We start from the raw sequence: 13,761 nt of genomic DNA, 5'->3' as shown, positions 1-13,761 counted from the left end.
GCTTACCTCCATTTCTTGGTCTTGAGCGCGCCCTCGGTGTGTTTCTGACCCTCGGTCAGCGCCACCAGGTCGGCCAGCTTGGGCTCCTGCCCGGCCATGATCGAATCGACGGCCTCGCGGAAGGCGGCGACCACCTTCTTGACATAGGCGCGGCTCCGTTGGCGGCCCTCGATCTTGAAGGCATGCACGCCCGCATTGATCAGATCGGGCAGCATGGTCGAGGCGTTCAGGCTGACCGGCTCTTCGAAGGCATAATAGCCGTCATCGCGGACGTCGCATTTGTAGCGGCCCTTGCAGATCGTCGGATAGCCAGCGGTCTCGTCCGGCTTGAAGCGGTCGATCATGTAATCGCCCAGGATCGTCGACATGCTGCCATCCTCGGCGCGTTCGTATTTCACGCAGGAGGCGGGCGAGCAGGCGCCATCCATGTTGGTCGACTGGCCGGTGACGTAATTGGTCAGCGAGCAGCGGCCCTCGACCATCAGGCCATGGTTGCCGAAGATGAAGGTCTCGACCTCGCAGGGGATCTCCTCGACCAGGCCCTTGATCTCGGACACGGTCATGATCCGGGGCAGCACGATCCGCTTCACGCCCAGTTCCTGCACGTAATACCGGATCGCCTCGGGGGACGAGGCCGCCGCCTGCACCGACAGGTGGATGCGCAGCTGCGGGTGGTTTTTCTTGATGTAATCCGCGACCGCGATATCGGCCACGATGCAGGCATCGGCCCCCAGCTTGGCCGACAGGTCGGCCGCATCCTTCCACAGCTGCACATTGCCCGCGGGCGGGAAGGTGTTCAGCGTGATCAGCACCTTGGTGCCGCCGTCATGGGCGTATTTGATGGATTTCTCCATCTCTTCGGGGGTGAAGTTCAGCCCCACGAAGTTCCGCGCATTCGTGGCGTTCTGATAGCCGCAATAGACCGAATCGGCCCCGGCATCGACGGCCGAGCGTAAGGCGGCGGGCGTCCCCGCCGGGCAAACTAGTTCGGGTTTGATCATGAGTGCGACCCTTTCCGTTTCTGGGCATTCTCAGCCGCCCGGCGCAGCATGTTCAGCGCCCCCCGGCCCGGCGCGCCGAACATGTCGGCCACGCTTTCGGCAATCGGTTCTTCCACGTCGTCGAGCGCGTTCCTGAGGCAGACCACGGCCTCGGTATCCCCGGTCACGATCAGATCGCGCGAGAAGAACAGCGCGTCGCCGTCCTGCTCGGTATCCATCAGCGTCAGCAGATCGAGGAACTTACCCGAGATCCGCGCGCAATGCGGCGGCAGGACACGGCGCCGGTTGAGCGCCTTGAAGTCGAGCGCCTCGGGATCGGGCCGCAGATACAGCATGAACGGCATGTCGACAGGGTCGACCAGGAAATAGGCGTGGCGGTGATGGCCCAGCCGGTCGAACATGTCGGGATTGTCGGCAGCGATCTTGGTGACGATGCGCTTGAGGACCGGCTGCAGAAGAAACAGCGGCAGCGGCGGCAGGAGGGAAAACCCTCCGGAGCCGCCGGGCAGGCGTGGGGATTGGGGTGCGGTTGTCATGGCTGGTCGATACCCGGATGTGGGACAATCCGGATTGACTTAGGTCAAACCTGTCGCACTGTCCGGGGCACCAATTGTCACAGCGCTCAGAAGGCGCGGCGCGAACAACCGGAAATCCGCATTGGCCGCTGGAATCGGCCCGACTTCACAAGGCCGTGAAAAGGGTCAGTCGGGCAGGCTGAAAAGCGGACGGCACACCTGCTGGGCATGGATCCGCGCCCAGTTCGAGCCGGGCTTGCTGACGCCGAGCACGATCTGATCGGGCAGATCGCGGGCCTGGGCCAGCAGCTCGGCATCGGGCCGGACCGTGAAGATCGCGCTCTTGCGGCCGGGATGGCTGGCACTGGGGCCGCGCGGATGCACCAGATAGATCCGGTCGGACGGGCGGGCATCGGTCTGGCTTTCGGCGTATTCGCCCGCCGCGCACCACAGTTGCGGCCCGGCATCGCCCGGCTGCGACAACACCTCGAACTCGCCCGGCTTCCCGGTCGGCTGGACCCGGTTGCCACGGTCGGTCAGGATCGGATGCGGGCGGGTATCGCCCGGAACGCAGGCTGCAAGGCTGGCGGTGGCGGCGAGGGCGGCAAGGCAAATCGAAAGGCGCATGGGTCTCGGTCTCCGTCCGGGCCGCGGGACAGGAATGCGCCCGGTTCTCCTTTCGATAGAACGCCACCCAGCGCGCGGCAAGGCCCCTGACAGAGGCCCCTCCTCGTCGGCGCCTCACTGCCGCCGGGCGGCAGGCGGGCGGACAGAAGGCAGGCGGGCGCTCAGCCGCTCAGGCGCAGGGCCGTCCCGAAGGCCCGCCAGACGGATTCGTCCCAATAGCGCGCCGCCGCCCCCGAGGTCGACGGCAACACCCAGACCGGCAGGCCCCGGACCTCCTGCGCGCCGTACCCGACCCGCTTGCGCCCCAGAAAGACCTGCGCCGCGCGCTTGCCGTTGAAGGCAAGGCTGCGCGGCCGCCAGGTCTCGACGAAACGGGCCAGCCGGTCGGGGTCATGCGCGACGGCCGGAACCGCCGCATCCACGCCCCAGGCGCCCTTGGCCAGATCGGTCAGCCCGATCCCCAGCGCCAGCAGCCGCGCCTCGGAGCCGACCGTCAGCGGTTCCGGGACCAGCCCGGCGCGAAACAGAACCGGCCAGAACCTGTTGCCATGCCCCGCATAGTAAAGGCCCAGCTCTGCCGAGCGGGGCCCTGCGGCCATGCCGCAAAAGACGGTGCGCAGACCGGGCGCGACATAATCGGGAAGGATGTCCTCCGATCCCATCGCCGCGCCCGCCCGGAGGCTTCCGCTACTGGTCGAGGAAGCTGCGCAATTTGCGCGAGCGGCTAGGATGCTTGAGCTTTCTCAGCGCCTTGGCCTCGATCTGGCGGATCCGTTCGCGGGTCACGCTGAACTGCTGACCCACCTCTTCGAGAGTGTGGTCGGTGTTCATGCCGATGCCGAAGCGCATCCTGAGAACGCGCTCCTCGCGCGGAGTCAGCGAGGCCAGCACCCGGGTCGTGGTTTCCTTCAGGTTCTCCTGAATGGCCGAATCGAGCGGCAGGACCGCGTTCTTGTCCTCGATGAAATCGCCAAGCTGGCTGTCTTCCTCATCGCCGATGGGCGTCTCGAGCGAGATCGGCTCCTTGGCGATCTTCATCACCTTGCGGACCTTCTCGAGCGGCATCTGCAGCTTTTCGGCCAGCTCCTCGGGCGTCGGCTCGCGGCCGATCTCATGCAGCATCTGGCGCCCGGTCCGGACCAGCTTGTTGATGGTCTCGATCATGTGGACCGGGATCCGGATGGTGCGGGCCTGGTCAGCGATCGAGCGGGTGATCGCCTGCCGGATCCACCAGGTGGCATAGGTCGAGAACTTGTAGCCCCGGCGGTACTCGAACTTGTCGACCGCCTTCATCAGGCCGATATTGCCTTCCTGGATCAGGTCGAGGAACTGCAGCCCGCGGTTGGTGTATTTCTTGGCGATCGAGATCACCAGGCGCAGGTTGGCCTCGACCATTTCCTTCTTGGCCTGGCGGGCCTCCTTCTCGCCCTTCTGCACCTGGCTCACGATGCGGCGGAATTCCTGGATGTCGACGCCGACATACTGGCCCACCTGCGCCATCTCGGCGCGCAGCTCGGCCACCTTGGCGGCCGAGCGTTCGGTGAAGGCCGACCAGCCGCGCCCGCCCTTGCGGGCCATTTGCTCCATCCAGTTCGGGTCGAGCTCGTGGCCGCGATATTCGTCGATGAATTCGCGCCGGTTGATGCGGGCCTGGTCGGCCAGCTTCACGATCGCACCGTCGATCGCCATGATCTTGCGGTTGATCCCGTAAAGCTGGTCGATCAGCGCCTCGATCCGGTTGTTGTGCAGATGCAGCTCGTTGACCAGCAGCACGATCTCGGTCCGCAGCTTCTGGTATTCGGCCTCGTCACGGTCGGAAAAGCGCTGGGTCTTGCTCAGCGTGGCCTGGATCCGCTTGTCCTGGATCTCGGACAGCTTGGAATAGTCCTCGGCGATCTGGTCGAGCTTCTCCAGCACGCGCGGTTTCAGCGCCGCCTCCATGGCGGCGAGGCTCATATTGGCCTGCTCTTCCTCGTCGTCGTCATCGTCGCGGCGGATCGGGTTGCCGTCGGCGTCGAGTTCGGGGCCGTCATCCTCCTTGCGGCTGCCGGTGGCATTCGAGGCCTCGACCCCGATCCCGTCGACGACCGGCTCGTCGCCGTCATCCTCCTCGAGCGAGCGCCCGAAGGTGGCGTCGAGGTCGATCACGTCGCGCAGCAGGATGTCTTCGTTCAGAAGCTCGTCGCGCCAGATGGTGATCGCCTGGAAGGTCAGCGGGCTTTCGCAGAGCCCGGCAATCATCGTGTTGCGACCGGCCTCGATGCGCTTGGCGATGGCGATCTCGCCCTCGCGCGACAGAAGTTCGACCGACCCCATCTCGCGCAGATACATCCGCACCGGGTCATCGGTGCGGTCGAGCGTCTCGGTGGTGGTGGTGGCGACCGCCACCTCGCGCGAGGTCGAGGTGGTGACCACCTCGGTGGATTTCTCTTCGCCTTCCTCGGCGCCTTCCTCGGCCTCGATGATGTTGATGCCCATCTCGGAGAGCATCGACATCACGTCCTCGATCTGCTCGGAGGACACCTGTTCGGGCGGCAGCACCTGATTGAGCTGGTCATAGGTGATGTAGCCGCGCTCCTTGGCCTCGGCGATCATCTTCTTGACTGCGGCCTGGCTCATGTCGAGCGCGAGGTCCGCGTCCTGCTCGTCAGTTTTGCTGTCGTCCGTGTCCTTGGCGGCCATGGAGGTCTCCTTGCAGGATGGCTGATTCGTCCACCGGGTCGAACCGACTCAATAGCTCGAATCAGCGGAAAGAACACCTATGTACCCCTGATTCGTTGATCAAATCTCAACTTTCTGGCACATTGCGGCGTTACGTTCTGCCCTTGCCATATTCGATTCGGCCCAGAAGGTCGGCAAAGGCATCGCGTTCGTCCCGGTCCACATGCGCCCCGTTCGGGGCAAGCTCGAAGTCGGCGGCGTCCTCTTCCTGGGACGGTCCGGCGCCATGTCGCGCCCTGGCGGCCTGGCTCAGTCGCCAGGTAACCCCCTCGTCGGCAAACCCCTCGAGATCACGCATGCCTTCCTCGATATCCCGTTCCGCGCCGCGCAGGCGCATCAGGCGGTCGACTTCATGCGCGATGCACAGAGCGGCCTTTTCGTGATCCTCCGGATCATGAACTGGCGGCGCTATGCGCACATGGCTGAGCGAGAACAGCTTTTCAAGAGGCCCGGGGCCAACTCGTGCCTCGAGCGCCTCGCGAAAAGGCATTCCCTCCTCCGGCGGCGGCAGAACCAGCAATGCCTGCTGCAACGCGGCATGGTCGGGCGTGGCGCAGACCAGCGCCTCAAGCTCGCCCGCAAAGCGCGCGATCAGCCCCGGATGGATGATGAGCGTGGCCAGAATGACCGCCTCTCGCAACTCTTCCTCGAAACGCGGCAGCGCCTGCACCAGTTCCGAGCTTTTGGTGCTGGAGACCGGACGGCGGCGCGGCTCGCGCGTCCAGCCGCCTTTGCGCCCGGCCCCGCCGCCGCCACCGCGGGCCGGACGGAACAACTCCCAGCGCAGGCGTTTGAGCTCTTCGTCATAGTGATGCCGCAATGTCGGATCGCGGATCTTCTCGACCGCGGCGGCCAGGTCGCGCTCCAGCGCGGCGCGGCGCTCGGGGCTGTCGAAGACCCGGTCCTCGATCGCGCGTTCCCACAGGATCGCGACCATCGGCCGGGCCTCGTCGAGGATCTTGCGCATCGCCCCCGCACCGCCCGCACGGATCACCTCGTCGGGGTCCTGACCGGGCGGCATGATCGCAAAGCGCAGCGCCTGCCCGGCCTCGAGCAGCGGCAGCGCCAGATCCATCACCCGCCGCGCCGCCCCGATCCCGGCCCTGTCGCCATCCAGCGCGATCACCGGCTCGGGATGGACGCGCCACAAGAGCCGCAGCTGGTGTTCGGTGACGGCGGTCCCCAGGGGCGCGACCGCCGCGCCGAATCCCGCCTCGGACAGCGCGATCACATCCATGTAACCCTCGGCCACGATCAGCGGCTGCCCCTTGCCCGCCGCCTCGCGCGCCCGGGCGAGGTTGAACAGGGTATGGCCCTTGTCGAAAAGCTCGGTCTGGGGCGAGTTCAGGTATTTCGCATTGTCGTTCGGGTCCATCGCCCGGCCGCCGAAGGCGATGACCCGGCCGCGCCCGTCGCGGATCGGAAACAGGATCCGGTTGCGAAAGACGTCATAGGGCTTGCGGCCCTTGTCGGAGGCCCGCGCCAGCCCCGCGGCGAGAATCAGGTCGGGATCCAGCCCGCACCCGGTCAGATGGTCCCAGAGCCCCTGCCAGCCGGGCGCCGCGAAACCGATTTCCCAGCGCGCCTGGGCCTCGGGCGACAGCCCGCGCCGCGCCAGATAGGCCCGGGCCTCGGCCGCAGCCCCGGTCTGCATCTGCATCCGGTAATGGCGCTGCGCCACCTCCATGACTTCGAGCAGACGGGTCTGCCGGTCGGCCCTGACCTTGTCGGCAGGATCGCGCGCGGGCATCGGCATCCCGGCTTCGCGGGCCAGGATCTCGACCGCCTCCATGAAGCCGACATTCTCGGTGTCCTGCACGAACTTGATGGCATCGCCCTTGGCGTGGCAGCCGAAGCAGTAATAAAAGCCCTGCCGGTCGTCGACGTGGAAGCTGGCGGTCTTTTCCTGGTGAAACGGACATGGCGCCCAGAGATCGCCCTTGCCCTGGTTCGACTTCCGCGCATCCCACATGACCTTGCGCCCCACCACCTGGGCGATGGAGGTCCGTGTGCGCAACTCGTCGAGGAATCCGGGGGGCAAGCTCATGCCGAACAATATCGGCCGCGCGGGGCCGCTGTCCATATGGTCCGGACCTGCACCGCCGCCCCGCCCCGCAGCCCCGACGACCGCCGCAGAGGGCCGGCGCCGGGCCCCGCCCTCCGCGCCCCGCAGCGCCACCGCCGGCAGCACCCGATCCTTGCCCGATGTCCCGTCATGGCCGCCTCAGCGCTGTTCGCTGCGGCTCTGCAGCAGCGCGGTCAGGATCTCTGCCATCGCCTTGGCCTCGCCCGCCGAGGTCACGCCGCCGACGCCGACCCGGCGCCCGAAGCGCCACCAGACCCCGGGCGCCCAGGCCCGGGGCAGCGGCTCTGTCAGGCTCAGCGAGAACCCGTTCGAGGGCTTGAAGGCCAGCATGCCGCGATCGAGCCCGGTGATCCGTTCGATCCGGGCGATCTCGCGACCGGTATCGTCGAACAGACCCGCCCCGGTCAGGATCAGCCGCCGCGCGGTCGCGCGCCGCATCAGCTCGGCCAGCGCCAGTGCGCCCGCCCCCATCCCCAGCAGCAGGACGCGGTAGCCGATCCCCTCGGGCGGGTGCACCATCCCGATCTGGATCAGAAGCCCCGCCAGCGCGACAAGCACGCCCAGCCCGATGACCCGGCGGATCTGCGAAACCCTGAGCGTGGCGAGTTCGTCCGACATGCCTGCGTCCTTCTCCTGTTCTTGCCCCGAACCGCCTGACGCCCCGCCTTCGGGGCCAACACGGGTCGCCCTTGTATCCGGCGGAAGGGCGCGTAGGCTGCGGACATGTTGGGCGCCGGACGGCCCGTCAAGCCTTGGCGCGCCAGACGCGGCGAAAAAGCACCTTGTCCGACGCGACGAAGTCGCCATCTTTGTAGGGAAGCCAATTCATTTTGGTGGACAGGATCAACACAGGTGGATCATGACTGACAAATCTTCGGAAAAGCCCGCGCAACTCCTGGACGACCCGACTCCGTTCTCGAATCGGATGAACTGGCCGCTCCTGAGTTCGTCCAAATCGAAAACAGAGCTGAAGACCGACGACCCGACCCCGCTTTCGAGCCAGCTCCGGTGGCCGCTGCTGTCGGGCCGCAAGTCGCAGGTCGAACTGACCACCGGCTCGACTCCGATCTCCGACATGATGAAATGGCCGCTGCTGAGCAACAAGTCGACCATGTTCGACACCGAGCTTCCCTCGGCCAAGGGCGGCAACAGCAAATCCACCGGCGACAGCCCGGTCAGCAAGTTCATCCGCGGCATCGTGACCGGCGAACCGCAGAAGTAAGCGGACCGTCACAGGCCGTTTTTGGCGCGGACCCCGCCGGGACCCCTCGGCGGGATTCGTGTGTTCAAGGCCTGCATTCCGGTTGAGCGCCCCATTGCCGTCAGGCCGAGACCGCCTTTTTCACCATGCTCCAGTAAAGATCCTCGACCTCGGCGCGGCTCAGCCGCCCCTCGTCGCGATACCAGGTGGTGACGCCGGTCAGCATGGCGATGACCGCGAAGGCGGCATGTTTGCTGTCGGCCACCTCGAAGACGCCCCGCGCCCCGCCTTCGCGCAGGATATCCTCGAGCACGGTCTCGTAGCGCCGCCGCAGCGCCTCGATGATGCGGAAATTCCCGGGCTCGAGATTGCGCAGCTCCATATAGGCGATGAAGACCGCATCGGGCCGGTCGAGATGGAAACGGATGTGAAAGCGGGTGAAGGCCTCCAGCGCGTCGCGCGGGCCACGCCCCTTGGGCAGCGCCTCCCAGGCGGCAAGCAACTCGTCGAGATGGCTTTTCATCAGCTCGAACAAGAGCCCCTGCTTGTCGGGGATGTAGTTGTAGAGCGCACCGGCCTGCACCCCGACCTCGGCCGCGATCCGGCGCATCGAGACCGCGGCATAGCCGTGCCGCGCGAACAAGGCCTGCGCCGCCGCCCGAAGCCGCGGGCCGGTGATCTCGGAATGCGAACCGGATGTACGTGCCATCGTGCCAGAATATCTGAACATGCGTTCAGTTCAATCCCTGCGTCCCCCTTCGCCCCCCCGCAAAACGCCGCCTTGCCCTGCCACACCGTCTTGCCGTTGCCTGGCCGCCGCGTTTATGTTGCGCGGGGTCAACGGAGGAACCGATGGCACGCCTGCCCCTTTGCCTTGCCGCAGCGGTTCTTCCGATGCTGGCTGCCTGCGCCGACTTTCCCGAGATCGACGCAGCCGAACGCGCTGCGGCGGGCCCGACGCTCGTGCCCGAAATCGTGCCGATCGACCCGCTTCTGGCCAGCGCCCGCACCCTGCGCGACAGCTCCGTGTCGCCCGACAGCCTGGAAAGCCGTGCCGCGCGGCTCCGGGCCCGAGCAGCACGGCTCCGCGAGCGCGATATCTGATCCGCGATTTCCGAACGCAGGTTCCCGCAATCGTCCCCGTCGTCGTCACGGCCTGTGCCTTCCGTGGTATGGGACGGCACCGTAGTCGCGTTGCAAGCCCGGCGCCTTCGCGCTAACAACCCGCGAACCAAGATACAGTGACCCGGGAGTTGCCACATGACCACCCCCTTGCGCCTCGGCATTGCCGGGCTCGGCACCGTCGGCGCCGGCGTCGTCAAGATCGTGCAGTCGCGCGCGAATCTGCTGGCCCAGCGCAGCGGGCGGCCGGTGGTGGTCACGGCAGTCTCCGCGCGCAGCCGCGGCAAGGATCGCGGCGTCGATCTGTCGGGCTATGCCTGGGAAGACGATCCGGTGGCGTTGGCCCGCCGCGACGATGTCGATGTCCTGGTCGAACTGATGGGCGGCTCGGACGGCCCCGCCAAGGCCGCGACCGAGACCGCGCTGGCCGCGGGCAAGGATGTGGTGACGGCGAACAAGGCGATGCTGGCGATCCATGGCCAGGCGCTGGCCGAGACCGCCGAGGCGGCCGGCCGGGTGATCCGCTTCGAGGCCGCGGTCGCGGGCGGTATCCCGGTGGTCAAGGCCCTGACCGAGGGGCTTGCCGGCAACCGGATCGACCGGATCATGGGCGTCATGAACGGCACCTGCAATTATATCCTGACCCGGATGGAACGCGAGGGGCTGCCCTATGAAACGGTCTTCGAGGAGGCCCAGGCTCTGGGCTATCTCGAGGCCGATCCGACGCTCGATGTCGGCGGTATCGACGCCGGCCACAAGCTGGCGCTTCTGACCTCGATCGCCTTCGGCTCCCGGGTCGATTTCGACGCGGTCGAGCTGGAGGGGATCGAGCGGATCTCGATCGTCGATATCCGCAACGCCGCCGATATGGGCTTTCGCATCAAGCTTCTGGGGGTGGCGCAGACCACCGGGCGCGGGCTCGAACAGCGGATGTCGCCCTGCCTGGTGCCGGCGAATTCGCCGCTCGGCCAGCTCGAGGGGGCGACCAACATGGTCGTGCTCGAAGGCGACGCCGTGGGCCAGATCGTGTTGCGCGGCGCGGGGGCGGGCGAAGGCCCGACCGCCAGCGCGGTGATGTCGGATGTCGTCGACATCGCCCGCGGCTTCCGGGTGCCGACCTTCGGGCAGCCCGCGGCGGGGCTCGAAGCGGCGCGCCCGGCCCGGGCCACGGTCGCGGCGCCCTACTATCTGAGGATCGAGTTGCAGGACAAGCCCGGCGCCATGGCCAAGGTGGCGGCGGTGCTGGGCGAGGCCGGGGTCTCGATCGATCGCATGCGCCAGACCCGACACAGCGAGACCACCGCGCCGGTGCTGTTCCTGACCCACAAGACCACCCGCGACGCCCTGGATCAGGCGCTGAAGGGCTTCGCCGCCACCGGCGTGGTGGTGGGCGACCCGGTCGCGATCCGGATCGAGGACGTCTGACCGCGCGCCCCGGATCCGTATTCCGGGGCCAAATCCGGGAAGCCAAATCCGGGGGGCCGGATCGTCCGGGAACAGGACGACCCGGTCTTAGCCCGTCCCTGCCTTGACCCGTCCCGGCCCTGACCGCTCCCGACCGGGTCACGAATTGTTTCCAAACGCGCAAAAATGACCCTGGCCCAGCGTCACTTTACCTTGAGTTAACCTTAACGGGTCATTAAGGCCGGGTTTCTCGTCAAACGGGAGCCCCATGCCGCAGGTCATTTCCCTCGCATCGGCACGCAGCCGTCGCGCCAATGTCTCCGACTTTGCCACGCCCCGCCGCCCAAGCGACCTGCGGCTGGGCGAGTTGCTGCTGGCCTCGGGGGCGCTCTCGCCCGAGACCCTGAGCCGGGCGCTGAGCGAACGGGCGAGGATGGAAATCCGCCTGGCGGATCTGCTGATCGCCGAGGGGCTGGTGCCGCCCGACGAGATCGATGCCACGCTCTGCCGGCTGCATGAGACCGGCCGCGCCGATTTCGCCTCGTATCCTCCCGATCCCCGGCTGATCGACCTGCTCGGTCCGGCCCGATGCCTGCGCGACGGCCTGCTGCCCTGGCGCCGGGTCGGGGGCGCCACGCTGATCGCCTCGGCACGGCCCGAGCGGTTCGAGGAGCTGCGGGCCGACCTGCCGGCCGGGTTGCAGCCTGCGGTGATGGTGATCTGCCGCGAGGCCGAACTGCAGGAGGCGCTGGCGGCCTGCCGCGGCCCGGCATTGGCGCGCGCCGCCGAAACCCGGGTCAATGACTGGGACAGCTGCCGGTTCTGGTATCATGCCGGCCCGCGCGCGGCGCTGGTGCTGGGTCTCTCGGGCCTCGGCCTCGCCCTGCTGACGGCGCCGCTGGCCGTCCTCCTGCTGTTGACGCTCTGGACCATGCTCTGGATGGCGCTGGGATCGGGGCTCAAGCTTGCAGCCGCGGCGGCGCAGATCCGGGCGCTGCACCGCGCCAGCCACAGGCCGTCCGATCCGCCCCCCACCATCGCCCGGCTGCCCGCGGTCTCGATACTGGTGCCGCTGCACCGCGAAACCGAACTGGCACCGCGACTGATCGCCCGGCTTGCCCGGCTCGACTATCCGCGTGCGCTGCTCGACATCTGCCTCGTCACCGAGGCCGACGATCTGGACACCCGTGCCATGCTCGACGCCGCCCGGCTGCCGCCCTGGATGCGCGCCCTCACCGTGCCCCCGGGCCAGATCAAGACCAAGCCAAGGGCCCTGAACTATGCGCTGGAATTCTGTCGCGGCTCGATCATCGGGATCTACGATGCCGAGGACGCCCCCGCCCCCGACCAGCTACGCCGCATGGTCGCGCATTTCCACAGCTGCGGCCCCGAGGTCGCCTGCCTGCAGGGCGTGCTCGACTTCTACAATGCCCGCGCCAACTGGCTGGCCCGCTGCTTTGCCGCCGAATATGCGGCCTGGTTCCGCGTGGTCCTGCCCGGGCTCGCGCGGATCGGCCTGCCGGTGCCCCTGGGCGGCACGACGCTGTTCTTCCGTCGCCCCGCGCTCGAGGCGCTCGGGGGCTGGGACGCGCATAACGTGACCGAGGATGCCGATCTCGGCATCCGCCTCGCGCGTCACGGCTACCGCACCGAATTCCTCGACAGCGTCACCGAGGAAGAGGCCAATTGCAGCGCCTGGCCCTGGGTGCGGCAACGCTCGCGCTGGCTCAAGGGCTACGCCATGACCTGGACCACCCACAGCCGCCGCCCGGGCCTGCTTCTGCGCCAGCTCGGCCCCTGGGCCAGTCTCGGCATGCAGGTGCTGTTTCTGGGCAGCCTGACCCAGTTCGTCTTCGCCCCGCTGCTGTGGTCGTTCTGGCTGCTGCCGCTGGGCCTGCCGCATCCGCTGGCCGCGAGCCTCGGCCCGGCCGGTCTGTGGCTGGCCTTCAAGCTGTTCCTGGCCTGCGAGGCAATCAATCTGGCGGTGGGCGCGGTCGGGCTCTGGCGCGCCGGAAAGCCGGGTCTCATCGCGCTGCTGCCAAGCCTGCATGTCTATTTCCCGCTGGCCTCGCTTGGCTCTTACAAGGCGCTCTGGGAAATGGCCACGCGGCCGTTCTACTGGGACAAGACCCGCCACGGCCTGGGAGAGCGGGACGCGGCGCTGCCCGCCTCCGGGACCGGGACGGGCAAGATCGGGCCAGACAGGGCTGGATCAGACAGGACCGGGGCAGACGGGATTTTGGCGCGCCCAGACCTAACCGCCGGGTTCAGGTTCGACAGAAGTCCCACAGGCAAAGCCGTCGCCACGGCCCGGCGCGCCGAGCCGGGCGATCAGCCCTCGGCCAGCATCGCGTCGGCGTCGTGACGCAACCGGGTCTCGAAGGCAATCGAGATATGGCGTTTCAGCGCGTCATAGGCGGCGTCACCATCGCCTGCCTCGATCGCGCAGACAAGCGCGTCATGTTCCGACAAGGCATCGCGGCCGCGCCCGTCGACGGCCAGCGAGGTGGTGGCCATCAGCGCCATGGTGCGGTGCACCAGATCGAGCTGCTGCACCAGATAGCGGTTATGCGACGCCAGATGGATCTGCTTGTGGAACCGCCGATTGGCCCGCGCCAGCGCCGCCGGGTCGGTCAGTAGCTTGAAATCGTCCTCGACCATGCTGCGCAGCACCCGGATCTCCTCGGCGGTGGCATGCCGCGACGCAAGCCGCGCCGCGAGCCCCTCGAGCTCGGCGCGCACGACGTAAAGCTCGGCCATCTGGTCATGGGTCAGCGAGGCCACGATCAGGCTGCGGCCGTCGCGCGAGAGCAGTGATTGCGTCTCGAGGCGCTGCAGCGCCTCGCGGATCGGCGTCCGCGAGACGCCGAAACGCTCGGCAAGCTCGCTCTCGACAAGCCGGTCCCCGGGACGATAAACCCCCACGTCAATGGCCTCGAGAATCAGCTCGTAGGCATCCTTCTGCGCGGGTCTCACGTCCTTCATGTCGCTGGCTCCTGCATACGATGGTAGACAATAGGACTCCGAAGCGGGCCAAATCAAGCCCCGGCGCTTGTGCCGATTGCCGCAGCGGCCTACCAAGGG

General features: G+C 67.5%; 13 protein-coding genes. 4 read left to right on the top strand and 9 right to left on the bottom strand.

Annotated features, from left to right (window positions below; all coding sequences use genetic code 11):
- Positions 1-2: 2 nt before the first annotated feature.
- The 7 genes from ubiU to ACK8CO_RS14925 form a co-directional block, all read right to left on the bottom strand.
- Positions 3-1,001, bottom strand: coding sequence for a ubiquinone anaerobic biosynthesis protein UbiU (gene ubiU, locus ACK8CO_RS14955; RefSeq protein ID WP_080617116.1), 999 nt, complete (start codon positions 999-1,001; stop codon positions 3-5).
- Entirely contained in the window at positions 998-1,537 is a 540-nt protein-coding gene (gene ubiT, locus ACK8CO_RS14950) for a ubiquinone anaerobic biosynthesis accessory factor UbiT (RefSeq protein WP_231119124.1), read from the bottom strand. Before ubiT ends, ubiU begins: the two co-directional genes overlap by 4 nt.
- Positions 1,538-1,702: 165 nt before the next feature.
- On the bottom strand, positions 1,703-2,143 hold the full coding sequence (locus ACK8CO_RS14945; protein ID WP_080617117.1) for a hypothetical protein: 441 nt from the start codon (positions 2,141-2,143) through the stop codon (positions 1,703-1,705).
- Between the two features lie 161 nt (positions 2,144-2,304).
- A complete protein-coding gene (locus ACK8CO_RS14940; RefSeq protein ID WP_414897129.1) occupies positions 2,305-2,805 on the bottom strand; it encodes a mismatch-specific DNA-glycosylase in 501 nt (166 codons plus the stop codon).
- A gap of 25 nt (positions 2,806-2,830) precedes the next feature.
- On the bottom strand, positions 2,831-4,825 hold the full coding sequence (gene rpoD, locus ACK8CO_RS14935; RefSeq protein WP_080617118.1) for an RNA polymerase sigma factor RpoD: 1,995 nt from the start codon (positions 4,823-4,825) through the stop codon (positions 2,831-2,833).
- Between the two features lie 130 nt (positions 4,826-4,955).
- Positions 4,956-6,911 carry a DNA primase gene (dnaG, locus tag ACK8CO_RS14930; RefSeq protein ID WP_414897128.1) on the bottom strand — a complete coding sequence of 652 codons (1,956 nt, stop codon included), beginning with the start codon at positions 6,909-6,911 and terminating at the stop codon, positions 4,956-4,958.
- Positions 6,912-7,088: 177 nt separating this feature from the next.
- On the bottom strand, positions 7,089-7,568 hold the full coding sequence (locus ACK8CO_RS14925) for a hypothetical protein (protein ID WP_080617119.1): 480 nt from the start codon (positions 7,566-7,568) through the stop codon (positions 7,089-7,091).
- Positions 7,569-7,809: 241 nt separating this feature from the next.
- On the opposite strand from ACK8CO_RS14925, the gene ACK8CO_RS14920 reads away from it, so the two are divergent.
- Positions 7,810-8,172 (top strand): hypothetical protein, encoded by a 363-nt coding sequence (locus ACK8CO_RS14920; protein ID WP_155774061.1) that lies wholly within the window; start codon positions 7,810-7,812, stop codon positions 8,170-8,172.
- A 100-nt stretch (positions 8,173-8,272) separates the two neighbouring features.
- Here ACK8CO_RS14920 and ACK8CO_RS14915 read toward each other — a convergent pair whose 3' ends face one another.
- Complete coding sequence (locus ACK8CO_RS14915) at positions 8,273-8,860, bottom strand: TetR/AcrR family transcriptional regulator (protein ID WP_080618066.1); 588 nt, start codon at positions 8,858-8,860, stop codon at positions 8,273-8,275.
- A 143-nt stretch (positions 8,861-9,003) separates the two neighbouring features.
- On the opposite strand from ACK8CO_RS14915, the gene ACK8CO_RS14910 reads away from it, so the two are divergent.
- From ACK8CO_RS14910 to ACK8CO_RS14900, 3 genes are all read left to right on the top strand, one after another.
- The gene (locus ACK8CO_RS14910) at positions 9,004-9,255 is read left to right on the top strand and encodes a hypothetical protein (RefSeq protein ID WP_414897127.1); all 252 of its coding nucleotides are present in this window, start codon (positions 9,004-9,006) and stop codon (positions 9,253-9,255) included.
- 156 nt (positions 9,256-9,411) lie between these two features.
- A complete protein-coding gene (locus tag ACK8CO_RS14905; protein WP_414897126.1) occupies positions 9,412-10,698 on the top strand; it encodes a homoserine dehydrogenase in 1,287 nt (428 codons plus the stop codon).
- A gap of 247 nt (positions 10,699-10,945) precedes the next feature.
- Positions 10,946-13,042, top strand: coding sequence for a glycosyltransferase family 2 protein (locus ACK8CO_RS14900; protein WP_414897125.1), 2,097 nt, complete (start codon positions 10,946-10,948; stop codon positions 13,040-13,042).
- Here ACK8CO_RS14900 and ACK8CO_RS14895 read toward each other — a convergent pair.
- On the bottom strand, positions 13,009-13,662 hold the full coding sequence (locus ACK8CO_RS14895) for a GntR family transcriptional regulator (protein ID WP_080617124.1): 654 nt from the start codon (positions 13,660-13,662) through the stop codon (positions 13,009-13,011). The two genes, ACK8CO_RS14900 and ACK8CO_RS14895, sit on opposite strands and share 34 nt — an antisense overlap.
- Positions 13,663-13,761 lie beyond the last annotated feature (99 nt).

The organism is Rhodovulum sp. HP10, from assembly GCF_047553435.1.
GTDB lineage: Bacteria > Pseudomonadota > Alphaproteobacteria > Rhodobacterales > Rhodobacteraceae > Rhodovulum.
The sequence above is the reverse complement of the archived record's forward strand: the minus strand, read 5'-3'. Positions and strand labels throughout refer to the sequence as shown.

Excerpts from the sequence above, each read along its gene's own strand:
- ACK8CO_RS14915 (WP_080618066.1), bottom strand. The coding sequence starts at position 8,860 with ATGGCACGTACATCCGGTTCGCATTCCGAGATCACCGGCCCGCGGCTT.
- ACK8CO_RS14910 (WP_414897127.1), top strand. The coding sequence starts at position 9,004 with ATGGCACGCCTGCCCCTTTGCCTTGCCGCAGCGGTTCTTCCGATGCTG.
- ubiT (WP_231119124.1), bottom strand. The coding sequence starts at position 1,537 with ATGACAACCGCACCCCAATCCCCACGCCTGCCCGGCGGCTCCGGAGGG.
- ubiU (WP_080617116.1), bottom strand. The coding sequence starts at position 1,001 with ATGATCAAACCCGAACTAGTTTGCCCGGCGGGGACGCCCGCCGCCTTA.
- ACK8CO_RS14920 (WP_155774061.1), top strand. The coding sequence starts at position 7,810 with ATGACTGACAAATCTTCGGAAAAGCCCGCGCAACTCCTGGACGACCCG.
- dnaG (WP_414897128.1), bottom strand. The coding sequence starts at position 6,911 with ATGAGCTTGCCCCCCGGATTCCTCGACGAGTTGCGCACACGGACCTCC.
- ACK8CO_RS14895 (WP_080617124.1), bottom strand. The coding sequence starts at position 13,662 with ATGAAGGACGTGAGACCCGCGCAGAAGGATGCCTACGAGCTGATTCTC.
- ACK8CO_RS14945 (WP_080617117.1), bottom strand. The coding sequence starts at position 2,143 with ATGCGCCTTTCGATTTGCCTTGCCGCCCTCGCCGCCACCGCCAGCCTT.
- rpoD (WP_080617118.1), bottom strand. The coding sequence starts at position 4,825 with ATGGCCGCCAAGGACACGGACGACAGCAAAACTGACGAGCAGGACGCG.
- ACK8CO_RS14905 (WP_414897126.1), top strand. The coding sequence starts at position 9,412 with ATGACCACCCCCTTGCGCCTCGGCATTGCCGGGCTCGGCACCGTCGGC.
- ACK8CO_RS14900 (WP_414897125.1), top strand. The coding sequence starts at position 10,946 with ATGCCGCAGGTCATTTCCCTCGCATCGGCACGCAGCCGTCGCGCCAAT.
- ACK8CO_RS14940 (WP_414897129.1), bottom strand. The coding sequence starts at position 2,805 with ATGGGATCGGAGGACATCCTTCCCGATTATGTCGCGCCCGGTCTGCGC.
- ACK8CO_RS14925 (WP_080617119.1), bottom strand. The coding sequence starts at position 7,568 with ATGTCGGACGAACTCGCCACGCTCAGGGTTTCGCAGATCCGCCGGGTC.